General features: G+C 47.4%; 19 protein-coding genes. 11 read left to right on the top strand and 8 right to left on the bottom strand.

Translation table 11 applies throughout. From position 1 onward, the window contains the following. Positions 1 to 56: 56 nt before the first annotated feature. Together dprA and FHS86_RS02820 are read right to left on the bottom strand one after the other, a co-directional pair. Positions 57 to 1,169: a DNA-processing protein DprA gene (dprA, locus tag FHS86_RS02825; protein ID WP_429410918.1), complete on the bottom strand. Its 1,113-nt coding sequence runs from the start codon at positions 1,167 to 1,169 to the stop codon at positions 57 to 59. A gap of 30 nt (positions 1,170 to 1,199) precedes the next feature. Continuing rightward, on the bottom strand, positions 1,200 to 1,685 hold the full coding sequence (locus FHS86_RS02820) for a hypothetical protein (protein WP_429410915.1): 486 nt from the start codon (positions 1,683 to 1,685) through the stop codon (positions 1,200 to 1,202). Positions 1,686 to 1,750: 65 nt separating this feature from the next. Here FHS86_RS02820 and aroB point away from each other — a divergent pair, with 65 nt between their 5' ends. The 5 genes from aroB (at position 1,751) to trhA (ending at position 7,769) form a co-directional block, all read left to right on the top strand. Beyond that, on the top strand, positions 1,751 to 2,827 hold the full coding sequence (aroB, locus tag FHS86_RS02815; protein WP_429410912.1) for a 3-dehydroquinate synthase: 1,077 nt from the start codon (positions 1,751 to 1,753) through the stop codon (positions 2,825 to 2,827). Positions 2,828 to 2,833: 6 nt separating this feature from the next. Further along, on the top strand, positions 2,834 to 3,901 hold the full coding sequence (locus tag FHS86_RS02810) for a radical SAM protein (protein ID WP_429410910.1): 1,068 nt from the start codon (positions 2,834 to 2,836) through the stop codon (positions 3,899 to 3,901). 165 nt (positions 3,902 to 4,066) lie between these two features. Next, on the top strand, positions 4,067 to 5,299 hold the full coding sequence (locus FHS86_RS02805) for a 3-phosphoshikimate 1-carboxyvinyltransferase (RefSeq protein ID WP_429410908.1): 1,233 nt from the start codon (positions 4,067 to 4,069) through the stop codon (positions 5,297 to 5,299). 144 nt (positions 5,300 to 5,443) lie between these two features. Beyond that, on the top strand, positions 5,444 to 7,039 hold the full coding sequence (locus tag FHS86_RS02800) for a T9SS type A sorting domain-containing protein (protein ID WP_429410906.1): 1,596 nt from the start codon (positions 5,444 to 5,446) through the stop codon (positions 7,037 to 7,039). An 88-nt stretch (positions 7,040 to 7,127) separates the two neighbouring features. Beyond that, positions 7,128 to 7,769, top strand: a complete 642-nt coding sequence (gene trhA, locus FHS86_RS02795; RefSeq protein WP_429410904.1) for a PAQR family membrane homeostasis protein TrhA — start codon at positions 7,128 to 7,130, stop codon at positions 7,767 to 7,769. Between the two features lie 3 nt (positions 7,770 to 7,772). Here the strand turns inward: trhA and metF are convergent, their stop codons facing one another. Together metF and FHS86_RS02785 are read right to left on the bottom strand one after the other, a co-directional pair. Next, on the bottom strand, positions 7,773 to 8,726 hold the full coding sequence (gene metF, locus FHS86_RS02790; RefSeq protein ID WP_429410902.1) for a methylenetetrahydrofolate reductase [NAD(P)H]: 954 nt from the start codon (positions 8,724 to 8,726) through the stop codon (positions 7,773 to 7,775). Positions 8,727 to 8,867: 141 nt separating this feature from the next. Next, positions 8,868 to 9,068 carry a hypothetical protein gene (locus FHS86_RS02785; RefSeq protein ID WP_429410899.1) on the bottom strand — a complete coding sequence of 67 codons (201 nt, stop codon included), beginning with the start codon at positions 9,066 to 9,068 and terminating at the stop codon, positions 8,868 to 8,870. A gap of 208 nt (positions 9,069 to 9,276) precedes the next feature. On the opposite strand from FHS86_RS02785, the gene FHS86_RS02780 reads away from it, so the two are divergent. Continuing rightward, positions 9,277 to 9,699, top strand: a complete 423-nt coding sequence (locus FHS86_RS02780; RefSeq protein ID WP_429410897.1) for a hypothetical protein — start codon at positions 9,277 to 9,279, stop codon at positions 9,697 to 9,699. A 243-nt stretch (positions 9,700 to 9,942) separates the two neighbouring features. Here the strand turns inward: FHS86_RS02780 and pepF are convergent, their stop codons facing one another. Then, entirely contained in the window at positions 9,943 to 11,826 is a 1,884-nt protein-coding gene (pepF, locus tag FHS86_RS02775; protein WP_429410895.1) for an oligoendopeptidase F, read from the bottom strand. Between the two features lie 435 nt (positions 11,827 to 12,261). Here pepF and FHS86_RS02770 point away from each other — a divergent pair, with 435 nt between their 5' ends. The 5 genes from FHS86_RS02770 to FHS86_RS02750 all read left to right on the top strand — a co-directional run bounded on the left by FHS86_RS02770 (position 12,262) and on the right by FHS86_RS02750 (position 16,230). Next, positions 12,262 to 12,468: a hypothetical protein gene (locus FHS86_RS02770; protein WP_429410892.1), complete on the top strand. Its 207-nt coding sequence runs from the start codon at positions 12,262 to 12,264 to the stop codon at positions 12,466 to 12,468. Beyond that, on the top strand, positions 12,465 to 12,659 hold the full coding sequence (locus FHS86_RS02765; protein ID WP_429410890.1) for a hypothetical protein: 195 nt from the start codon (positions 12,465 to 12,467) through the stop codon (positions 12,657 to 12,659). Before FHS86_RS02770 ends, FHS86_RS02765 begins: the two co-directional genes overlap by 4 nt. 89 nt (positions 12,660 to 12,748) lie before the next feature. Then, complete coding sequence (locus FHS86_RS02760) at positions 12,749 to 13,054, top strand: hypothetical protein (protein WP_429410888.1); 306 nt, start codon at positions 12,749 to 12,751, stop codon at positions 13,052 to 13,054. A gap of 288 nt (positions 13,055 to 13,342) precedes the next feature. After that, positions 13,343 to 14,050 (top strand): cytidylate kinase-like family protein, encoded by a 708-nt coding sequence (locus FHS86_RS02755; RefSeq protein ID WP_429410885.1) that lies wholly within the window; start codon positions 13,343 to 13,345, stop codon positions 14,048 to 14,050. A 197-nt stretch (positions 14,051 to 14,247) separates the two neighbouring features. After that, positions 14,248 to 16,230, top strand: coding sequence for a CotH kinase family protein (locus FHS86_RS02750; RefSeq protein WP_429410883.1), 1,983 nt, complete (start codon positions 14,248 to 14,250; stop codon positions 16,228 to 16,230). A gap of 55 nt (positions 16,231 to 16,285) precedes the next feature. On the opposite strand, the gene metH is transcribed toward FHS86_RS02750, so the two are convergent. The 3 genes from metH to clpX form a co-directional block, all read right to left on the bottom strand. Continuing rightward, on the bottom strand, positions 16,286 to 19,945 hold the full coding sequence (metH, locus tag FHS86_RS02745; protein WP_429410880.1) for a methionine synthase: 3,660 nt from the start codon (positions 19,943 to 19,945) through the stop codon (positions 16,286 to 16,288). A 244-nt stretch (positions 19,946 to 20,189) separates the two neighbouring features. Further along, entirely contained in the window at positions 20,190 to 21,839 is a 1,650-nt protein-coding gene (locus tag FHS86_RS02740) for a family 43 glycosylhydrolase (RefSeq protein ID WP_429410878.1), read from the bottom strand. 155 nt (positions 21,840 to 21,994) lie between these two features. Beyond that, positions 21,995 to 23,209, bottom strand: a complete 1,215-nt coding sequence (gene clpX / locus FHS86_RS02735) for an ATP-dependent Clp protease ATP-binding subunit ClpX (protein ID WP_429410876.1) — start codon at positions 23,207 to 23,209, stop codon at positions 21,995 to 21,997. Between the last annotated feature and the right edge of the window lie 8 nt (positions 23,210 to 23,217).

Genomic DNA, 23,217 nt, shown 5'->3' with positions numbered 1-23,217 from the left:
TAGGAAACTATTGCTCGCAGGGTAATACAAATGATAAAATGGAAAGAAGTTGACTTTTATTTCAACAGCAGTTTAAAGCGGCTGCCTGGCAATGATTTTATCAGCCCCTTAAATTCGAGATCGAGCAACAGACTGTTAATTTTTTGAACCGGCAGATTAATCGAACGGGCAATGTAGTCGGTAGTTGCCACTTCGCTGTTTCGCAATAAGGCAACAATGCCTTCTTCTTCGGCGTTCAACTCAACCAGCAGTGGCTGTTGCCATGGAATGTGGCTCGGTTCCCAGCCCATGAAAGCGATCAGGTCGGCAGCGCTTTCGATCATTGCAGCCTTGTTGTTTTTGATCAGTGCATTGCACCCCGCAGAAGCGGGATCGGATGTACGGCCCGGAAAGGCAAAAACATCGCGGTTGTATGAGTTGGCTATATCGGCCGTTACCAGCGCTCCTCCCTTCTCGCCCGATTCAACCACAATGGTACAATCGGCCAAACCGGCAATAATGCGGTTACGGCGCAAAAAATTGCCGGGGTCGATTTTGGTGTTGCTGGGAAAGTCGCTGATTAAGGCACCCTTGTTTGCCAACATCTCACGTGCAACCGATGCATGGACTGCAGGATACATTTTATCCAGTCCGTGGGCGATTACGCCAGCGGTCGAAAGCTGATTCTTCAATGCTGCCTTGTGGGCTGCCACATCAATACCGTAGGCCAAACCACTCACTACCAGGGGGTCGATGCCGCTTTTCGCCAGCTCCTCAAGCAGATGATTGGTGAGCTCACGCCCGTATTCAGTGGCATTGCGCGTACCCACAATGCTGATAATGCGTTGATGATTCAGGTTGATATCTCCTTTGCTAAACAGCACCACCGGAGCATCTTCACACTGGGCAAGTCTGCGCGGGTAATCTTTGTCGGGATAAAAGCTGGTTTTAATGCCGTGGCGCTGAATGAACTCCAATTCGCGCTTTGCTTTTTCGAGGGTTTCGTGCCGCTTGTTCAGTACATTGCTGATCATGCCCTCACTGATTCCGGGAATGTTCTTCAACTGAGAAAGCGTACATTTGAAAACCGCTTCGGCACTTCCCAGATAGGCCACCAAACGCCTGCCATTTACCGCACCTACTCGCGGAAGCATCGAAAGCGCAATGGGGTATTGTAGCAGCGACGACATGTTTATTATGTATTAATTTACCTGCTTTATTCAGGCATTGTTATCAACGATTTGCTGAAGTACCTTCTGAATTTGTTCCTGTTCATCTTTGTTTAAGATAGCAACCGATACCGGCGAATAATCAGCAAGGCCATATTTTGAAGCGACCGTAAGCACCAAACTGGTATTAAGCCCGCCGTTTAGTTTTACAAAACTGAAAGCCTTCAGCTCATTGAGTCGCATTTCGATCGACCGGTAGTTGCGAAAGGTACTCGAAACACTATAGTAATTCAGTTGCAACTGCTGGTCACTGACCAGCAATTCGAAAAAAGCAGGTTTGAATTTCGAGAACAATACAAAGTAAACAATGGCAACAAGAACTGTAATGATTAACTCGATGGTTTTATCGGTTGCAACAAAGTAAAAACCTGCGCCAGAGAACACAATTCCACTGGCAATAAAAAGCACGAAGAAGTTGGTGGCGCGGTTTTTATTGTTGAGTTGAAAAATGAAATTTATGTTTTCTTTAGGTGCCATAAAAAGTATACTTTCAACAAAGTAACAAATTGTTTTAAATTTGAGCTCATAAAAATAAGCTAAAAATGAATATACCGGTATTTGAAAACGACATCAGGGTAACAAATCAGTTGGAAACCGCATTGAGCACAATCGTTGCCAGCTACCCGAAAGGCAAGGTGTATGTGGTGGTCGATGAGCACACACGGGAGCACTGTTTACCCCTCCTTCAGGCTTACGACTTCTTCAGGGTCATTCCGGTATTGGAGTTGCATAGTGGTGAAGAGAACAAAAGCCTCGATTCGGTAGTTGCGGTTTGGAATTTTCTGGAAGAAAACGGTGCCGACCGAAAATCACTGCTTATTAATCTGGGAGGAGGCATGCTCAGCGACTTGTGCGGATTTGCAGCATCGTGCTTCAAGCGCGGCCTGCACTTTGTAAATATCCCAACCACCCTGCTTGCCCAGGTCGATGCCTCGGTTGGCGGTAAAACAGGCATTAATTTCAACGGTTTGAAAAACGAGATAGGCGTTTTTAATCAACCGCAAACGGTGATCATTGCGTCTCAGTTTCTGCAAAGCATCGACAAAAAAAACTTTCTGTCTGGCTTTGCCGAAATGCTGAAACACGGACTAATTCACAGCAAAGCACACTGGGACGAGTGTCTGGCATTCGACTTTGATAGCATCGACTATGAAATACTCAACGGGATGATTGCCCGTTCGGTGGCCATCAAGGAATATTTTGTGGTAAACGATCCCACCGAGCAAAACATCCGCAAGGCATTGAACCTGGGGCACACGGTAGCGCATGCCTTCGAAAGCCTTGCCCTGCATCAGGGACGCCCGATTTTGCACGGATATGCAGTAGCCTACGGACTCATTGTCGAACTCTATCTTTCAGCCCAAAAGGCGGATTTCCTAATGGAGCAGGCCAACGAAATTGCAAACTGGATCATCAACACCTACGGGCCGTTTGAAATAACAAACGATGACTACGAAGCGCTGTATCTGAAGATGACCAAAGACAAAAAGAACGAAGCAGGAAGAATTAATTTCACCCTGGTGCCCGAAATCGGAAAGGTGGAAATCAACATCAATTGCGAAAAAGACCTGATATTTGAAGCCCTCGACTACTACAGCCGCCTGATACAGAAAAACTAAAGCAGCATGAACCGACGAAAATTTAAAAAAGCCTTGTACCGCCTGTCGCATCTGCCCGGGGGAAAGTATTTTCTGTATTATTCAGCCAACAAACTGAAACACTTCTACCTTAAGCTTTCGAAGTCGACCCGGGTGGCCTACCCTTCGACCATCATGCTCGAACTGGGAAACCATTGCAACCTGCGTTGCACCACCTGTCCGCGTGAATATGCATACGGCAAAGCCATGGATAAAGGTTTTATGCCCCTCGAAAATGCCCGTAAAATTATTGATGAAGTCTGGCCTTATCTCGATTCAATCGGGCTAACCGGCATGGGTGAGACCTTTCTTTATAAGGAAATTGAAGAAGTGGTTGACTATATCAAAAACAAGAATAAGGGGATCATCATTTCGGTTTCGACCAATGCCATGGTGCCCGGTTTTATTGAGAAAGTCACGAAGCTGATTGGTAAAATTGATACCATTCAGATTTCAATCGACGGGCTCGATGCTGTTTATGAAACAATCAGGGTGAATGCCTCGTTTAAGCAGTTGGATGAAAACCTTAAGGCATTGGCAGTACTTTGCAAAGGTACTTCGACCACCCTCATGCTGAACATGGTGCTAACAAAGGAAAACTATTTTCAGATGCCTCAACTGATTAAGTATGCAGCTGATACCGGAATTCATTACATGGATTATTCGCTTTTCAACCTGGCATCGGTGACCGATATCGACAGCAGCTACTACCAGTTTTACCGGTCGGAAGAATTTCTGCAGGTGGCAGGGCAGCTCGACGAAGCCATTAAGGCCCATCCTTCGGTGACCGTCAGCAACCGGAACTTTAAAACCGGAAGTAGTTTCCAGGATTGCCCCTTTCCGTGGACTCATTTTTACATTTGCATGGATGGCTATGTTACTCCATGCTGTGCCAAGCCCTTTCCCAAGGAGCTCCATTTCGGAAATGTTTTCGAAGGAAGGGTTATCGACGTACTAAACAGCAAAGGATTCAGGCAGTTTCGTGAATTGTGGTATAAAAACACAACGCCTGCTTTTTGTGATCAGTGCAATTTTATTGATAAATCCCGGGCTTGATTTCCTGCTGTTTTCCAACTGGCATCCTGGCAGCCGGTAACTGCAGCATCCAGTCATTTCTGCGAAATATTCTTAATTTTGCACACGCTCAGCAGCATCCTGAAGAAGACAAACTGTTACAGGGCATCCTCTTCACCTTTAACAACAATTGAAAACAAAAACAAAGTGCAATATACCATCTCATCATCCGTCGGAAAACTACAGGGCGAAATTACCCTGCCAGCCTCTAAAAGCATCAGCAACCGGGTGCTCATTATCAATGCCCTTGCCTATAGTCCGTTTCCTGTAAGTAATTTGAGCGATAGCGACGATACACAGGTGCTCGAACAGATGCTGAATTCAAATACCGACCGCTTTGACATCGGGCATGCAGGAACCGCCATGCGTTTCTTAACAGCCTTTCTGTCGAAGATTGTGGGCAAATGGGAACTTACGGGCAGCGAACGCATGCAGCAGCGCCCGATAAAGATTCTGATAGATGCGCTCAATAAGCTGGGTGCCAAAATCGAATACATTAACAATGAAGGTTATCCGCCCCTGCGTATTTGGGGGTCGAACCTCAAGGGCGGCCAACTCGAACTCGATGGCAGTGTAAGCAGTCAGTACATTTCGGCACTGCTGATGATTGCACCCACCATTGAAGGCGGCCTTCAACTAACACTCAAAAATAAAATCACCTCGGCATCGTACATCGATTTGACCCTGAAATTGATGCAGCGTTTCGGCATCAGTTATAAATGGAACGCCAACAAACTCACCATCAAAGAGCAGGCTTATCGTCCAATTCCCTATTCGGTCGAGGCCGACTGGAGTGGCGCCTCGTACTGGTACCAGCTGGCTGTATTGGCCGACGAAGCCGACATTGTACTTAAAGGGCTTGAACTGCAAAGCTTACAGGGCGATTGTGTGCAGGCAGCGTGGTTCGAAGACTTTGGAATCGTGTCGAAGCAGGAAGCCAATGCAGTGCGCCTGACAAAGGTGATAAAAGAGTTGCCGAAAAAGTATGTTCAAAATTTCGTTGAAAACCCCGACATCGCCCAAACCTTTGCGGTAATGTGTGTATGCAAGGGCATTCCTTTTCATTTTTCGGGCCTCGAAACCCTTAAGATCAAAGAAACCGACCGAATCAATGCTTTAATTGCCGAGCTGGCAAAACTGGGTGCCGCACTATATGAACCCAAACACGGTGAGCTTGCCTGGGACGGAAAGCTGGACGAGGCAAAATTGAAAGCGAAGGTTGAGATCGACACCTATCACGATCACCGCATGGCACTCGCTTTTGCTCCTCTTGCACTGTGTAAGGGAGACATCACAATCAACGATCCAATGGTGGTTACCAAATCGTATCCTGCTTTTTGGCACCATCTTGAGCAGGTCGGTTTGAAAGTACAGAAGTAATTCAGTAGTTTTCTTTTAAACCTTTAAAAGCCGAATTCCTTGGTTTGTTTGTCGTATTCTTATCACTCTTTGTGCAAAAATTGAAACGACAGGCTTTGTGGCTGCTGTATTTTTACATCGAATAAATTTTTGAAATAACTCAACATGAAGTATCCTTTGTATTCGATCATCTCCTTTCTTCTTATCAGCTTGCATTTTCTATTAGCTCCTGTAGCTGCAAGAGAAAACAGCCTGCTAGTGAACCAGCTTTCAGATGATCCTTCCGCTTGGGAGCCCATGAGCAGCACTTCGGAAAGCATGATTGCCGAAACAGATAGTTTTTCAGCCTACCTTTTTGCCTACTTTACCGGAAACGGCTACCGGGAGGAGGCCATTCGCTTTGCCATGAGTCACGATGGTTTCAACTACAGGGCGGTAAACAAAAATCAGCCCATCATTTCATCAGCAGCCATCAGTATCAACGGCGGTGTGCGCGATCCACATATTCTTCGCGGTGCCGATGGATATTTCTACATGGTGGTCACCGATTTACAGGTGGCTGTAAACGGATGGAACGATAACCAGGCCATGGTGTTTCTGCGCTCCGACGACCTGGTGAACTGGACCCATTCGGTGGTGAACATCGCCGAAATGTTCCCTCACATGGCTTCGGTAACCCGCTGCTGGGCGCCTCAAACCATTTACGACGAAGAAGAAGGAAAATACATGGTGTACTGGTCGATGCTGTTCGAAGACGACCGTGGCACCGATGCACACTACGACAAGATTTACTATGCTTATGCCGACGAGGATTTTACAACGCTGATTACCGAACCACAACAACTTTATTTTCCTCCCAATGAATCGGCCTGTATCGATGGCGACATTATTTTCCACGACGGAAAATACCACTTGTTTCACAAAACAGAAGGTTCGGGCAAGGGAATTAAAAAGGCTGTTTCGGACCAGCTTACCGGCGGATATGAATTGTACGACCGTTATCTCGATCAGACCGATGCCGCAGTGGAAGGTTCGTCGGTATTCCGGATCATTAACTCCGATCGCTTTATTTTAATGTACGACATGTACACTTCGGGAAGCTATCAGTTTACCGAAAGCACCGATTTGATGAACTTCTCAGTGGTCGACGAACAAGTTTCGATGAACTTCACGCCCCGCCATGGCACGGTAATTCCGATTACGGATTCCGAAGCCCGCCGTATTGCCACCCGCTGGTGCGATATCGATGATGTAGTGGTATACGATGTAGCGGGCACAGGCATCAAAGTCAACAAGGTAGTCATCGATAATGCAACACAAAAAATCACAGTGCCTGTTGGCTTCCTGATAAATATCAGCGCATTCGACCCAATGCTGGTAGCGCTGCCGGGCACAACAATCAGCCCCAAAGGTCCGGTCGACTTTAGTAAAGGCCCGGTTAACTATACCATCTCGCTCGAGGGGGTGGGTGAAAAAGTTTATGAAGTGACGGTACAGGGTGGAACCACCGGCAATAATAAATCAACCACTGCACGGCACATTGAAGTATTTCCCAATCCGGCTGCATCGCAGCTCAATATCAATGTCTCAGGGATGCAAATTAATAAGCTTGAGATGACAGATGTCGACGGGCGTGTTGTATTACAGCAATATTTTAACGGACCTCACTCGCTTCAGCTTTCACTTGACGGAATACAGCCGGGGATGTACCTGCTGCGGATCAATGATGAACTGACTAGAAGAATTTCAATTAAAAACTGAGCGAAAGACATGTTATTTTTTGACTTATTCTACTTACTCTTTTCTGAATTGAATAAGCAATTTTCGTTTTTCAACTATCTTTAGGCCCATGAACTCAGCACTAAAACGCCGTACCAAAGGCGATGAAATATTCAATAGCATCACACACGGAGCCGGCATCGGCCTGGCAGTGGCTGCCACCGTATTGTTAATTGTAAGAGGCGCCTTGCACGGATCGGCCTGGCATGTGGTTTCTTTTGCCATTTTTGGTGCAGGAATGATCCTGCTTTATACTTCCTCAACCTTGTTTCACAGCACCTACAACCCACGACGAAAATATTTCCTGAACAAACTCGATCATTCGTCCATCTATGTTTTGATTGCAGCCACCTATACCCCGCTAACCTTTACCACACTTCGTGGAGCCTGGGGCTGGTCGATCTTTGGTGTGATCTGGGCCATGGCCATTGCCGGAGTAGTTTTTAAAGTATGGTTCTACAGTTCGAAGCACCGGCTGGTTTCTACCATTTTGTACATGGTAATGGGCTGGACCATTGTAATTGCCATCGTTCCCGTTATTCGGAATACACCGGAGCTAACGCTCTGGTTTTTGCTCGCCGGTTGTGCCAGTTACACACTGGCTCCGTTTTTCTATATGTGGCGTTCACAACCCTACCTGCATGGTGTATTTCATATTTTTATTCTGGGAGGCACCATTTGCCATTTTTTCGGCTTCTGGTTTCTGGTGTAGGTGTTAATACACGGCCTTCATAATCTCTCGTACATTGTCGGTCAGCCCATAGGTATAAACGTGCAGACTGGGCGCTCCGTTTTTGATCAGGTCTTTGGCCTGATGGATGGCCCACTCGGTTCCTACCTTTTTGGCATCGTCGTTGTTGTTGCAACGCGACAGCTCATCGGCCAGATCCTGTGGCAAATCAATGCTGAAAATCTTGGGTAAAACAGTAAGCTGATTTTTCACTGCGATGGGTTTTAATCCCGGTATAATGGGCACCGTAATTCCTGCAGCCCGACAGCGATCTACAAAGTGGTAGTACTTCTGATTGTCGAAAAACATTTGAGTTACAATGTATTCGGCTCCTGCATCCACCTTGCGCTTCAGGTTTTCCATGTCGCTGTGCAGGTTGGGTGCCTCGAAATGCTTTTCGGGATAGCCGGCAACACCGATACAGAAATCAAGTGGCGTACTGTTCTTCAAATCAGGATCGAGGTATTTTCCTTTTCCCAAATCGGCAATCTGCTCAACCAACTGGTAAGCATAAGTATTGCCATCGGCTTCGGGCCTGAAAACCGGCTCGTTCTTCAACCCATCGCCACGCAGGGCCAGTACATTTTCAATGCCCAGAAAATGCAGGTCGATCAATACATGCTCGGTTTCGCTCCGGGTAAAGCCGCCACACAAAATGTGAGGCACCACCGGAATTCCGTACTTGTGTTGTATCGAAGCAGCAATGGCCACCGTGCCCGGACGCTTGCGAACGACTTTCTTCTCTATCAGTCCGTCTTCGCGGGTTTTAAAAACGTATTCGTCGCGATGGGTGGTGATGTTGATGTATTGTGGATCGAACTCGATGAGTTCTTCGATGGTTTTGTGCAGCTTCGCATCGTCACTGCCCTTTAACGGAGGCAGTAATTCAAACGAAAACAAGGTCTTGTCCGACTGATTGATAATGTCAATAACTTTCACGGCTGTTTGTTTTATGATAATCGCTTAGCTTTTTGTATTCACAGCCTTTTCCCAAAAAAAAAACAGTTGCCCTCTTCAACTCACTGGCTTGTTTTAACTTGTTCTTTCAGAAAAAGAAGGTGTTGGATACACGAATCGGATTTATTCTTTTTCGAACAACTTCTTTACGCCGTCACGTGTTTTTTCAAGCCCTTCTTCGGCTTTCTTTTCCAGTTTACGGCTTGTTCGTTTTACGTCCGATTTGTTGTAGTGATTCTGATAATAATATACCGCACCAGCCGCTATGATTAAGCCCAAAAACAGGCCCCACCAAAATCCGCTGCTTTTCTTGTTTTTTGCCATTGTTGTTGATTACTTGTTCTGCTAAATATTGCCTGTTGGCTCCTTTTTTTCAGCTACAAAAGTAAAAATTATTAGCAATGGTGAAGTTTCTTTTTTAAAAGAATCTAAATAACCGGCTTTAACTTTTAATTTAAAAGTGGCGGCCCGATGATGCAATTCACTTTTGATCGTTTTATATTTGCATTGTTATCAAAGCAAACCGACATTTATGCCTGTAATCAAGATTCAACGGAAGCGACAGTTTTTTCCCGGCCTGAGTTGCTGTTTCCATATCTATATCGATAATAAAAAACGAAGCACCCTTTCAAACGGCGAAAGCAATCGCTTCAAGGTGGAAGCGGGCCAACACGAGCTGCAAATCAGAAACAGCTTTACATCGACCCGGAAGATTTCGCTCGACATTGATGAGGAAAAGAACATACGCATCGAAACCTTTGCCAACCCGGTGCTTGGCTGGCTCTATGTAATTGCCCCGCTGCTGCTCATCATCTATTCCACACTGCGCCTGTTGCATGTTGCCATGCCGCCTTATGCTGCATCACTGGCGCTGTTCCCTTTTGCGCTGTTTATTGTATTGATGCTGCTGTCCGTCTTGTTTAGAAAAGCGATTCATGTCAAAATAATGGATTGAACAACAAGTGCCTGGCATGAGGTCTTTCATCGTATTTTCCAATTCGGTTCATGAACCCCGTATCAGCCTTTATAAAATAGACCGGTTCACCAACTTTTCCAGGCAGCGTATAATCACTTAATGATTCCTTACAATCTGGAAGTCGCTTTGTATGCATCCCTTTCTCGGCCTTATCGCTAAAAAAATACCCCTGACCGCTTGCTGAAAAGCTGCCAGGGGCATTCCTATTGTACCAGCGGCTTGCTATTTTTTATCCAATATCTTTTCAATTTCGTCCATTACCTTGTTCATCGACTCGATGGTCTTTTCGAAAGGCTCGGGGCTGGTCATGTCGATACCTGCCTTTTTCAGCAGCTCGATGGGATAATCCGAACCACCCGACGAAAGGAAGGCCAGATAATTCTCCAGTGCTTTTTTGTCGCCGCTCATCACCTTCTCGGCCAGCGAAATCGAGGCAGTAAACGAGGTGCTGTACTGGTATACATAAAAGTTGTAGTAGAAATGGGGAATGAAAGCCCATTCCATATCAATGTAGTCATCAACGTGGCAAACTCCTTCGTTGTGTCCGTAATAGCGTTGAACAATGTCGGAATACATGGCCGAGAAATCGTCGCCCGTCATGGGTTGGCCAGCCTCAACGGCTTCGTGTATCTTCAGTTCAAATTCGGCAAACTGCGTCTGGCGAAACAAGGTACCCTTGAATCCGTCGAGCCAGTTCATCAGCAACGACAGCTTCACATCGTCGTTCTCAACCCGGTCGAGCATGTAGTTAAACAGCAGCACCTCGTTGAAAGTCGATGCCACTTCGGCAACAAAGATTTCATAGTCCGATGTTGGGTAAGGCTGGGTTTTATTCGATAAGTAACTGTGCATGGTGTGTCCCAGTTCGTGGGCCATGGTGCTTACGTCGTTGTACAGGTCGGTGTAGTTGAGCAAAATATAAGGGTGTCCGTCGTAAAAGGCTCCGTTTGAGTAGGCTCCCGAACGTTTGCCTGGTGTTGGATATACATCAATCCAGCGTTCGTCAACGGCTTTCTTAACCACCGAAACATATTCGTCGCCCAGCGGTTTCAGTGCTTCCAGAATGAGATCAACCGCCTCGTCGTACGAGTATTTCAGATCAACATCCTTCACAGCCGGAGCGTACAGGTCGAGGTACTTCAAAGTATCGACTCCCATCATGCGCTGCTTGATTTTCAGGTAGCGGTGAAATGCGGGCAGGCTCTTGTTCACGTTTTCAACCAGTGAATGATACACATCGGTTGGGATGTTTTTAGGATACAAGGCTGCCTCAAGGGCCGACTCGTAATGCCTTGCACGTGCATTGAAGATGTGCGATTTTACACTTCCGTAAAGCGTTTCACCAAAGGTGGCCCTGAACCTGGCATAGTTGGCCCAATAGGCATCGAATACAATCTCGCGGTCGGCCCGATTGGCTGCTGCACGGTATTTACCATAGCTGGCGCTGTTCAGTTTCACCTTCTCACCGTCCGACAAGGTCACTTCGGGCTCGGGCATTTCGGCATTCGAAAAGGTACTGTAAACCGACGACGGAGCACCGGCCACCATTCCCGAAAGTGCCATGATGCGCTCTTCGGCTTCACTCAGGGTGTGTTTCTTGGTGCGGAACATGTTTTCAAGTCCCATGCGGTAAACCTCCAGTTTAGGTTCTTCCTTTATAAAACCTTCGATGAGCTCCCAGCTGGCAGTCAGAATTTCGGGCTCCATAAAAGCCGCCTTAGCACCAAAGTTCGAGAACATTTGCGACAGTTCCTGTTGCATTCCGTTGTATTTCATTACCCGGGTGTCGAGATCCGAATTCATGCTCGCATAAATGTAAAGCTTGGTCGCTTCTTTCGAAATCGTTGAGTTAAACTCAAGCGCTTTTAGCAGCTCCGACGCCGAGCGGGTGAGCGTTCCTTTGAACTGTTCCACCTTGTCGAGTTCCTTACTGATTTCGTCTTTGGCTTCGCGCCACGCTTCTTCCGAGGGGTAGATATCGGTCAAATCCCACTTGTACTGGTCGGCAATGGCCGATCGGTCGTTCTGGCTATAACTGTTCATGGCCGCAAAAATAGTAAAAACAGCCAGAAGCACCATTTTCCGTTTCAATGTAAAAAGTTTCATAAATCGTTGTCGTGTTTGATTCTACTGATGGGTCTTTCATTAAGCAGAGAAAAATACATTTTCCTCCCGAAATAACAAAGAGCTTTCATCAGTCCTTCCTTCATTAATCAATCAACAACACGCAACAGCGAACCAACGTCGGGTTTTGACGGTGAATAACCCGGCGGGCTGTTCGGTCTGCGGCTGCAAGTCCGCCCTCCTGCGTCCCTGTTTCGCACGGCGGGCAGGGAGCTCCCTCCGGTCGCTCCTGCCCTGCCGGCTCAACATGGGCCGCCGGCGCGCGGCGCTTTCCGCCTCCGCCCGGCCCGTGTGCTCAGCTTCTGCTTTCACGATCATCACTTCTTTAAACCCAGACAAGAACTTCTTTCTACTTCGCTTAAAAATGGATTTTTTTTGTTAAGTAGAATCTTAATTGAACAGTAGCTATTAAACAAAATGATTCCTCCGGCTGCCGATTGGGCATGGATGGTAAAAAGCAGGCGTGGTTTTACCCAAAACCTAGTGTGGTTTCACTCAAGATCAAGCGTGGTTTTGCTCAATATCACGCATGGTTTTGCCCAAAATCAAGCGTGGTTTTTAGCAAAAGCAGGCGTGGTTTTTAGCAAAAGCAGGCGTGGTTTTTTCAGCAGCGGCTTTTTTTGAAATTACTGCGACAATTCAGGGCAATCAGCCGCAAGGAATACAAAGGCATGAAAGCGATTGGTGAACTTCAGCAGGGATGGTCTGAATGCATTGCTCAGCTGGTCGCCTTGTACCAGCAAAAGTACGAAGGGAAAATGTCAAAAAGTGAATACAGGGAACAAAAAACCAGACTAATCAGTGAGCTATTATAAGTTCCGGTATAAAAAAATAAGCACGAGGATCGTGTCCTCGTCATTTTTTATTATGTTAGCCATAGTTTAAAACCTCAAACACCTTTCTTATGAAAAAAAATACCGGCATCCTATCAGCAAGTATTATTATTAGCCTTGCAATTGTTGCCAGTGTTCTCCTATTCAATCTTTTGGAAAATAAGCGCCACACAAAACAAATTGAAGCCGAACACACACTGAAACAACTGAGCATCAATGAGAAAATCCTGGAAACAACCCCCTCGGTCGTTGAAATCGATGGTGCCTCTTTGCTCCTTATTCCCGACATCAGTTTTAAAAACGATCACCTGAATGTAACTTATAACTTTTATACCTACACCAATGGCGTTTTGGTAAAAGCACCGCTTCAGAACTAAAAAGTGTTCAAAGTCGCTTTTGTACTTTCTCATTTGTACACAAATTCTGAAGGTGAGCTTGATAGAAATTCAACAATAACAATGAGCCTGATCGCCCTGGTGCTTCCTCTAAAGACTTGAGCAACATATTATTCACCTTTTCAATGATGAAAAAAGCCAGGCAAAAAGTAAAATAAAAAAATTTCGGAATCGACAGGAGCTATGATTTTACCGGTAATAATGTGACTTAGCCTTTCATTGTTGTATTTTTGTTTCAATACTTAAAGCAGACAAAATAAATCGATACCTATGAAGAACTTCTTAAAAGATTTTGTTGAAATGTCGGATGCCCGGCGACACACGATGATCGATCAGCCTGGCCCGGTAGTGACCATTTCGCGCGAAACCGGCTGCTCTACCAATTACATCGCCATGAAACTTTCGAAAATCCTTTCAGGATATGGATACCAAAAGGGAAGCAAGCAGTCGTCCGAATGGAAATTTGTAAACAAGGAAGTAATTGAGCATGCTGCCGTTGAGCTCGAAATGAGTCCCGACGAGGTGAAGAATGTTTTTCTGAAAGAGGTGCGCACCCACCTGCACGACGTGACCATGGCCTTCTCGACCGAAAAAGTATACGATGCCGACGACCAAAGGGTGATCGACACGGTAAAAGATGTAATCACCCAGCTGGCCGGAGAAGGCCGCTGCGTAATTGTTGGCCGTGCGGCCAACATCATTACCTCGGGAATTGAAGCCCGCCTGAGCGTAAAAATTCAGGCGCCGCTCGAATGGCGAATCAGGCGCATCATGAACCTGAGTAGCATGAGTTACGCCGATGCCCGTGATTACGTACTCGAAATCGACCGCCAGCGCATGCTTTACATCGAACACATTGCAGGCCGCCACGTCGACGACAACGATTACGACATGGTGTTCAACCATGCCACGCTCACCGACGATCAGATTGTGGATGCCATGCTGCATGTAATGAAAAGCAAACAACTGATTCAGTAGCTAAGCAATGGAGCGAAAAGGGTTTAGGTTGCATTCCAACTGCCCTTTAATTAGGAATGCAATCCATTGCACCTGGCTCCAATGTCAAATTTGTTGCATAGTTTTTTTAATATGAAATAGAGAAAGGATTTTAATTGTCGGTCTTTCCCCTTCGAAAGCTATAATTTCGGCTTTTGTAATCGAACGACTTAAGCCATATGACCCAAAAACGGACCGACTCAATGAAATTGCAATGCTTTTTACTTTTTATTTGCCTGTTCTTTCTGGTGGAAAAATCGGAGGCGCAACGCGCACTAACGAACCTGCCGACCCTCTACATTGAAACAATCAACAGTCAAACAATCAACAGGGAATACATTGAAGGCACCCTGCGAATTTCTACTTCCTCGGGGCAATATGCTACACAAAATATGGAATTACAGATTCGGGGCAGGGGAAATTCGACCTGGAATTTTGCCAAGAAACCCTACCGGATCAAACTCAACGAAGAGGCGCAATTGCTGGGCATGCCGGCCAAAAATCGCGACTGGGTACTCTTGGCCAATCATGCCGACAAAACCCTCATTCGCAATGCGGTCGCTTTCAAAATCAGTGAGTGGATGAAGTTCGAATACACGCCGGCCTTTCGTTTTGTCGATGTGGTTCTGAACGGAGACTATATCGGGAATTACATGCTCACCGATCAACTGGAGGTGGCTAAAAACAGGGTTCCTGTTGAGAAACAGGATGATGATGCTGTTAGTCTGCCCGAAATTTCGGGAGGTTATCTGCTTGAGCTCGATGGCTTTGCTACCCGCGAAGCGGTTTGGTTCGAAACCTCCAAACGCATCAAGGTGTCGTTGAAATATCCCGATGACGATGAGCTCAACACACAACAACTACAGTACATTAAAAACCATCTGCAGCTTTTCGAGGATGTCTTGTTTTCCGAAAATTACCGCGATCCTAAAACCGGCTACCGCGCTTATACCGACAGCACCACCCTCATCGACTGGTACATTGCATCTGAGCTCACGGGCAATCCCGATTGTTTCTGGAGTACCTATGTGTACAAACGGCGGAACAACGACCGCATTTTCTGGGGGCCACTGTGGGACTACGACATCGCCTTTAACAATGACAACCGGCTGGGAGATGCTACTTACAGGCTCATGCGAACTGCAGCCCACAATCCAAAAACATGGATTAATCGTCTGTGGACCGACGAATGGTTTCAGCGGAGTGTAAAGGCACGGTGGAAAGAACTACTCAGTGAGGGCATTGAAGATTCCATACAACAATACATCGATCGGACAGTGGAAGAGCTGACCTTGTCACAAAAGCTCAACTTCGAACAATGGGACGTACTCAGTTCAAGGGTGTACCTCGAATGGGGCTTATTTTCAACTTACGACGGCTATGTTGAATTTTTAAAGGATTATGTGAGTGAAAGGGTAGACTTCCTCAGCCAAAACATGGTGGTGATTCCGACCGCTCCCTTTGTACCCGAAAATTATTATTACACCATTGCCAACGCCAAAACAGGCAGCGTGCTCGACATCGACGAGGAGGAACACGGCTTGGTCAATTTATGGGAAGTTCTTGAAGATCGCTACCGGCAACACTGGGAAATAGTACCGGTTGGCAACGAAAACTACCGTTTTGTGAATCGTTCGACGAACGAGGCCATCAGCGACGCCGGAAAGGGAATGCGGCTGGAGGTCGTTCCGCACGACAGCCTGGATCAACGGCAACAATGGACCATTGTGCCTGTAGGCTACAACGACACGTATGGCATTGTGAACACACATTCGGGCTTTGTGTTCGACAACGTGGCGGGCGATACTGCCAACGGTGCCGAAGTAATCAGCTACATCAACATGAGCAACAACAGCCTCGACCAGCAATGGGTATTTCAACGCGGCGAGGAAATTACCGGTTTCAATGCAATTGACGACCGGTCCGTGTCGGCTTCCCTTCACATTTATCCCAATCCGGTTCACGATCTCCTGCATTTCCGGGCATCCGAAAGCGAGCTGTCATCAGCCCGCATGACCCTATTTGACCTGAGTGGCCGGCAGGTATTGCAGCAAAGCGGCTTGCAAAACAGTGTGAACGTATCGGGCTTGAAGCCGGGAATCTACCTATTAAAAATAAATACTCCGCAAGCGGAAAAGATCATCAGACTGATCAGGAATTAGAAAACAATACAATTTTTATAAAAAGCAACGGGGCCTTTCTTCAGCCCCGTTTCTTTTATTTGTAGTTTAAATCAGCATTCAAAAAGCGTTCGACTTCCTCCACCGGCATATTTTTTCGACGTGCATAATCCTCTACCTGGTCGCGTCCTATTTTGTCTACCCCAAAGTAGAATGAATCGGGGTGGGCAAAGTACTGTCCGCTGACCGATGCCGTGGGGTACATGGCAAAGTTTTCGGTGAGTGCAATGCCGGTACGGTCGGTGGCCTGCAGTAATCTGAACAGTTCACCCTTCTCGGTGTGTTCAGGGCAGGCGGGATAGCCCAGAGCCGGACGTATGCCGCTGTATTTCATTTTCCAGATTTCCTCCTTACTCAGCATTTCATCGGGAGCATAGGCCCAATGTTGTGTCCTTACCCTGGTGTGCATCACTTCGGCAAAGGCCTCGGCAAGTCGGTCGCTGAGGGTTTGCAGTAAAATCGAACGGTAATCGTTTCCTTCTTCCTTGGCTTCTTCAACCCATTTGGCCATGCCAATGCCGGCTGTTACGGCAAAGCCACCAACATAATCGGCAATGCCGCTGTCCTTTGGCGCAACATAATCACTCAGGCAATAGTTGGGCTTGCCGGGCTTGGGCTCCATTTGTTGCCGCAAATGATGAAAGGTTCCAATTACTTTGCTCCGGCTTTCATCCTCGTACAGTTCAATGTCGTCGCCCACTGAGTTGGCAGGCCAGAAACCTACCACCCCATTTGCTCTGAAAAGCTGGCGTTCGATAATTTCGTCGAGCAGGTTGTTGGCGTCGGCAAACAACTTACGCGCTTCTTCACCCTGCTTTTCATCGGTAAGAATCTTGGGGAAGGTTCCACGCATTTCCCAGGCCATAAAAAAGAATGTCCAGTCGATGAATTCGCGTACTTCCTCGAGCGGAAAATTGGTAAAGCTGCGTACACCCAGGAAAGTGGGTTGAGTAATTGGGACTTTTGACCAGTCGCAGGTGAATTTGTTCTCACGTGCTTTATCCAGGCTGATGTAGGTTTTTCTTTTTCTTCCGGCATTGATTTCTCGCAGGCGGGCGTATTCAGCTTTCAAGTCCTCAAAAAACTGTTCGTTTTTGTTGGAAAGCCGGGTGGCCACCCCTGCACTGAGCGAGGCATCCTTCACATGAACCACCGGATGGTCGTATTGTGGTGCAATTTTCACTGCCGTATGCAATTTCGACGTGGTGGCCCCGCCAATCATGATGGGCAGGCTGAGTCCCCGTTCCTGCATTACCTGGGCAAAGCTTACCATTTCTTCGAGCGAAGGGGTGATGAGCCCGCTAAGGCCAATCACATCCACTTTTTCTTTCAGTGCCGTTTCAATAATTTTTTCGGTAGGAACCATCACCCCCAGATCGATCACCTCAAAGTTGTTGCAGGCAAGCACCACGCCAACAATGTTTTTTCCAATGTCGTGAACGTCGCCTTTCACAGTGGCCATCAGCACTTTTTTCAGTTGTGTGGGGGCTGCATTGGGGTCTTTTTCGGCCTCAATAAAAGGCAGAAGGTAAGCCACTGCTTTTTTCATCACCCTGGCCGACTTGATGACCTGTGGAAGAAACATTTTTCCATCACCAAACAAATCTCCCACGATGTTCATGCCATCCATCAGGGGCCCTTCAATGATGTTGAGGGTGGGCGAATAGGCTGGCATGATTTCCTCCAGATCGAGCTCAATATAATCGGTAATTCCTTTTACCAGTGCATGTTTAATTCTGTCCTCAGCCGGCTTTTCGCGCCAGTCTTCTTTTTTGACCTGCTGATTGTTTTGGTCTTTGATGGTTTCGGCATAATCGACCAGGCGCTCGGTAGCATCGCTGCGGCGGTTGAGCACAACATCTTCCACGAGTTCGAGCAATTCGGCCGGAATTTCATCGTATATCTGCAACATGCCCGGGTTCACAATGCCCATGTCGAGTCCGTCGCGAATGGCGTGGTACAGAAATACCGAATGCATGGCTTCGCGTACCGTGTTATTCCCCCTGAACGAAAACGAAACATTGCTGATTCCGCCGCTTACCTTGGCAAACGGAAGGTTTTCCTTGATCCAGCGGGTGGTGGCAAAGAAGTCGACCGCATAATTGTTGTGTTCATCAATGCCGGTGGCAATGGTGAGAATATTGGGATCAAAAATGATGTCCTCGGGTGGAAAATTGAGCTCCTTTGTCAGGATGTTGTAGGCACGTTGGCAAATGTCGATGCGGCGCTGGAAACTATCGGCCTGCCCCTTTTCATCGAAGGCCATGACCACCACAGCAGCTCCGTAGCGCATGATGGTACGCGCCTGTTTTTTGAAAACTTCTTCCCCTTCCTTCAGGCTGATGGAGTTGACTATCGACTTTCCCTGAAGACATTGCAGTCCGGCTTCAATTACTTCAAATTTGGAAGAATCGATCATGACCGGCAGCCTCGAAATATCGGGCTCACTCATGATCATGTGCAGGAAGGTGACCATTTCTTTTTTGGCATCGAGCATGGCATCGTCCATGTTCACGTCGATGATCTGGGCGCCGCCTTCCACCTGGTCGCGGGCGATCGAAAGGGCTTCCTCGTACTTTTCATCCCGTATTAACCTGGCAAATTTGCGGGAGCCGGCCACATTGCAGCGCTCACCTATGTTTACAAAATTCGACGCCTTGTTGATTGCCAGTGGTTCGAGTCCGCTCAGACGGGTTTCGTTCTTTGTTTTATTGAGCTGATGAGGTTGGGCTGCTTTAGCCATTCTGGCAAACTCACGCACATGATCGGGCGTGGTTCCACAGCAGCCTCCAATGATGTTTACCGTGCTTTTATTAAGAAAAGCCTCGATTTGCTTTGCCATGATGGCCGGCGTTTCGTCGTATTCGCCAAACTGGTTGGGAAGCCCGGCATTGGGGTGGGCACTGATGTAAAAAGGTGCATTGGCTGCCAGCCTTTCAACATGGGGGCGCATGTCGTCGGCCCCCAGTGAACAGTTGAGCCCAATCGAAAGCGGATGAACGTGGGCCAGTGAATTGAGAAAGGCTTCGACGGTTTGCCCCGAAAGCGTTCGTCCACTGGCATCGACAATGGTTCCCGAAATCATGACTGGTATTTTAAGCGCACGGCTTTCACATACTTCGTCGATGGCCATGAGGGCCGCTTTCCCGTTGAGGGTGTCAAAGATGGTTTCAACCATCAGCAGATCGACACCACCATCGAGCAGGCCTTCAACCTGCGATTTGTATGCCTGCTTCAATTCGTCGAACGAAATGGCGCGGTAGCCCGGATCGTTCACGTCGGGACTCATTGAACAGGTCTTGTTGGTGGGCCCGATTGACCCGGCTACAAAGCGGGGCTGTTCAGGGCTGCTGTATCGTTGGGCTACTTCAACCGCCAGACGGGCAGCTGCCACATTAATTTCGTAGGCCTGATCCTCGAGTCCGTAATCGGCCTGCGATATGCTGGTGGCATTAAAAGTGTTGGTTTCGATGATGTCGGCACCGGCTTCAAAGTACTGGGCATGAATTTCGGCGATGATGTCGGGCCGGGTAATACTCAGTAAGTCGTTGTTGCCTTTCAGATCCGATGGATGGTTTTCAAACTGCTTTCCCCGGTAATCGGCTTCGCTTAGACGATAGGTCTGGATCATCGACCCCATCGCCCCGTCGAGCACCAATACACGTTTCTCTAACTCTTTGCGGATGTCTTTTGTCATGATTTCGCTGTTAATACCATTCCCTGTGGAATGGATCGGTTCGTTAATGTACAACTAAGTGCCGGCATGTTTTTATGCCTTGGCACCAAAGCTAAACATGAACGGCTTAAAATTGTTTGCAAAGATAAGTGATGTGTAGCTGGAATTCAGAATTGAGCTTTGAGAATTACCAGCTTTGACAGAGATTTAACAGATCTTCAATCCGGAAACGCCTGTAAACAAGCATACTGCCTGTACTGAATATTTATTGCTTAATAAACCGAAGTGTTTGAACATGTTGATCCTGAATGGCTTCGATGGTATAGATACCTGCAGGAAGTCTTTCAATGTTGATGTAGTTTTTATGCTGCGACAACGAGGGCAAATGCATTACTTTTTGTCCCATTGTATTGTAAACCGAAAGTTCGAAATCACCGTTGAACGTGTCGCTGCCAACAATCGAGATGTGCGAGCTGGCAGGATTGGGAACTGCCAGTAATCCCGAAAGCTGCTCAAAGGCTTCTTTGTCTGTAAGTGTAGGATCGCTTAGTTTAAAGAGCTGGTTTTCGGCCTGCTCATCACACTGAAACTGTTCAACATTGGCCCGATCGGCACTTAATGCACTGACCACCTGGAGGCATTTGCGACTGTTGCGTGCAACAATGTGATAGTAGTCATCGCGTACAGCTTCAAATTTCCATTGCTGCCCTTCTCCTCCCCAGTAAGACCAAAGCATGATGTTGGCACCGTCGCGTGTCGAAACATTGTGAACATCGAGTGCCAGACGGGTATTGGCCTTGGGTGAAATTTTGTACCAGTTGTCGGCTACTTTGTCGAGGAACCATACCTGTCCGTCTTCATCTGCGGGAGTGCCCTGCTGTACATTGGCTCCTTCGTAAGGATTGTTGTTGGCCACTTCGAGCGCCATGTTGCTGTGTTGAACATTCAAACGGTAAAATCCTTCGTCGATGGATGCTCCTTCGGCCTGATCCCAGGCCTGTGGCGTACCTGCTACCGGCCAACCGTCGACCCAGCTGATTGAACTGACCGACATGCGGGCAGCCCCGTTGCTTTCGCGGTCGTAAAAGTGGTAGGTGAACACGCCTTCGCCCAGACCAACATGACCCGGCCCGTGAAAACGATCTTCGCTTCGGAGAAAAGTTTTCCAGCCACTGTAGGGCCCTTTAACATTGCTTGAGCGGGCAACCATCATATAGTAGGTGCTTTCGAGCCCCTTGCAACAGGCACCGCGGTTGACAAACAAATAGTAATAATCGCCGTTCCGGGTGATGTAGGGGGCCTCGATGTCCTGATGGTTTCCTCCTGCGATGGTGGTCACCGATCCTTTTGTTTTTCCTGTCAGCGTATCAATTTCAACCACCCCGATGCCTCCAAAAAAAGAACCATAGCTCATCCATACCCTGCCATCGTTGTCGCGAAACAGCGCAGGGTCGATGGCATTACGTTCCGAAGAGCTGCCATTGGAGCTGATCACCTTTCCCAGATCGGTGAAGGGCTTGCTCAGATCGGTGGTGCGTGCCACACCAATGGCCGATCGCGTAGTTCCCCACGACGAAGCCGAATAATAGATGTAAAAGGCACCATTCATCCTGATCACATCGGGAGCCCAGAAATGACCTTCAAAGTCGCTAACAATGCTGTTGATCCACGATGGATGGGCATTCGGGAATACCGGTTTCTCAAAACGCCAGTTGTTCCATTCCTTATCGGAAGCCGAAAGAGCTGAAACCCCGTTGCCGGTGGTAAAAACCCAGTAACGACCATCGACGTTCTGAATCATCGCCGAAGGGTCGTGTGCTGGTGGTTGCGCCAGCCCGACGCTAACAAACAGCAAAGTGATGGTACCGAAAAAAAGGATCTTTAATTTTTGAGCTATTCTGAATTTTACCGGCATCGTTCTTATGATTTTTTAGAATATTGAGCTTGCTTGTGCGCAAAGATAGTTTCAGCTCCTTGAAGAAAAGTGGAAAATTGGTTTGTAAGTGTGGACATTTGCTAATAAAAAAGCCGAACACACTGGTCCGGCTTTCTTTATTCTTTTTTATTTTGTCAGCTGGCTTTCAACAAGGCCATTCCTGCCTTGTCGATTTTCTCACGGGCAAACTGTTCTGAAATGGTGAAGGTCTTCTCGTTTTTCGAAGGCAGGTCAAACATGGCATCTACCATGATGGTTTCACAGATGGAACGTAATCCGCGGGCTCCCAGCTTGAATTCAACCGCAATTTGTACAATATAGTCGAGTGCTTCGTCGGAGAAACTCAATTCAATGTCGTCGAGCTTAAACAACTTGCTGTACTGCTTAATGATGGCATTCTTGGGTTCGGTAAGAATGCGGCGCAGGGCATCAGGATCGAGCGGATCGAGATAGGTAAGCACGGGCAATCGGCCAATGATCTCGGGAATCAGTCCGAATGATTTCAGATCCATGGGTGCAATGTACTGCATCAGGTTGTTACGATCGACCGACCTTGTTTTTTCAGCGGCATTGAAGCCAACTACCTGCGTATTCATCCGCTGGGCAATTTTACGCTCGATGCCATCAAAAGCTCCGCCACATACAAAGAGAATGTTCTTGGTATTCACCGGAATCATTTTTTGTTCGGGGTGTTTACGACCTCCCTGAGGCGGAACATTTACAATAGAACCTTCGAGCAGCTTCAGCAGGCCCTGCTGGACTCCTTCGCCCGAAACATCACGGGTAATCGAAGGATTATCGCCTTTGCGGGCAATCTTGTCAATTTCGTCGATGAAAACAATGCCCCGCTCGGCTGCTTCCACGTTGTAATCGGCTGCCTGCAGCAGTCGGGTGAGCAGGCTTTCAATGTCCTCGCCCACATAACCGGCTTCGGTCAGTACGGTGGCATCGACGATGGTGAAGGGCACATGCAACATTTTTGCAATGGTACGCGCCAGCAAAGTTTTACCGGTACCGGTAGGACCTACAAGAATGATGTTCGACTTTTCAATTTCGGTCTCATCATCATCTACTTTTTGTCCCAATCGTTTGTAATGGTTGTAAACGGCCACCGAAAGGATCTTTTTTGCATGATCCTGCCCGATGACGTATTTATCGAGAAATGCTTTGATTTCCCGGGGCTTAAGTAGCTCGATCGACCGGATGTCGAAGGAACCTTTGCTCTTCAGTTCTTCTTCAATGATGGCATGAGCCTGCTCGATACAGCGGTCGCAAATATGACCATCCATTCCGGCAATCAGCAATTCTACCTCATCTTTTTTTCTTCCACAAAACGAACACTTGTCCATTCTTATCC

Source organism: Roseimarinus sediminis, assembly GCF_050433125.1.
Taxonomy (GTDB): Bacteria; Bacteroidota; Bacteroidia; order Bacteroidales; family Prolixibacteraceae; genus Roseimarinus; species Roseimarinus sediminis.
The sequence above is the reverse complement of the archived record's forward strand: the minus strand, read 5'-3'. Positions and strand labels throughout refer to the sequence as shown.

What these genes read in the sequence shown, in the direction of transcription:
- dprA (WP_429410918.1), bottom strand. Translation starts at nt 1,169, where the DNA reads ATGTCGTCGCTGCTACAATACCCCATTGCGCTTTCGATGCTTCCGCGA.
- FHS86_RS02820 (WP_429410915.1), bottom strand. Translation starts at nt 1,685, where the DNA reads ATGGCACCTAAAGAAAACATAAATTTCATTTTTCAACTCAACAATAAA.
- aroB (WP_429410912.1), top strand. Translation starts at nt 1,751, where the DNA reads ATGAATATACCGGTATTTGAAAACGACATCAGGGTAACAAATCAGTTG.
- FHS86_RS02810 (WP_429410910.1), top strand. Translation starts at nt 2,834, where the DNA reads ATGAACCGACGAAAATTTAAAAAAGCCTTGTACCGCCTGTCGCATCTG.
- FHS86_RS02800 (WP_429410906.1), top strand. Translation starts at nt 5,444, where the DNA reads ATGAAGTATCCTTTGTATTCGATCATCTCCTTTCTTCTTATCAGCTTG.
- trhA (WP_429410904.1), top strand. Translation starts at nt 7,128, where the DNA reads ATGAACTCAGCACTAAAACGCCGTACCAAAGGCGATGAAATATTCAAT.
- FHS86_RS02785 (WP_429410899.1), bottom strand. Translation starts at nt 9,068, where the DNA reads ATGGCAAAAAACAAGAAAAGCAGCGGATTTTGGTGGGGCCTGTTTTTG.
- FHS86_RS02780 (WP_429410897.1), top strand. Translation starts at nt 9,277, where the DNA reads ATGCCTGTAATCAAGATTCAACGGAAGCGACAGTTTTTTCCCGGCCTG.
- pepF (WP_429410895.1), bottom strand. Translation starts at nt 11,826, where the DNA reads ATGAAACTTTTTACATTGAAACGGAAAATGGTGCTTCTGGCTGTTTTT.
- FHS86_RS02770 (WP_429410892.1), top strand. Translation starts at nt 12,262, where the DNA reads ATGATTCCTCCGGCTGCCGATTGGGCATGGATGGTAAAAAGCAGGCGT.
- FHS86_RS02760 (WP_429410888.1), top strand. Translation starts at nt 12,749, where the DNA reads ATGAAAAAAAATACCGGCATCCTATCAGCAAGTATTATTATTAGCCTT.
- FHS86_RS02755 (WP_429410885.1), top strand. Translation starts at nt 13,343, where the DNA reads ATGAAGAACTTCTTAAAAGATTTTGTTGAAATGTCGGATGCCCGGCGA.
- FHS86_RS02750 (WP_429410883.1), top strand. Translation starts at nt 14,248, where the DNA reads ATGACCCAAAAACGGACCGACTCAATGAAATTGCAATGCTTTTTACTT.
- metH (WP_429410880.1), bottom strand. Translation starts at nt 19,945, where the DNA reads ATGACAAAAGACATCCGCAAAGAGTTAGAGAAACGTGTATTGGTGCTC.
- FHS86_RS02740 (WP_429410878.1), bottom strand. Translation starts at nt 21,839, where the DNA reads ATGCCGGTAAAATTCAGAATAGCTCAAAAATTAAAGATCCTTTTTTTC.
- clpX (WP_429410876.1), bottom strand. Translation starts at nt 23,209, where the DNA reads ATGGACAAGTGTTCGTTTTGTGGAAGAAAAAAAGATGAGGTAGAATTG.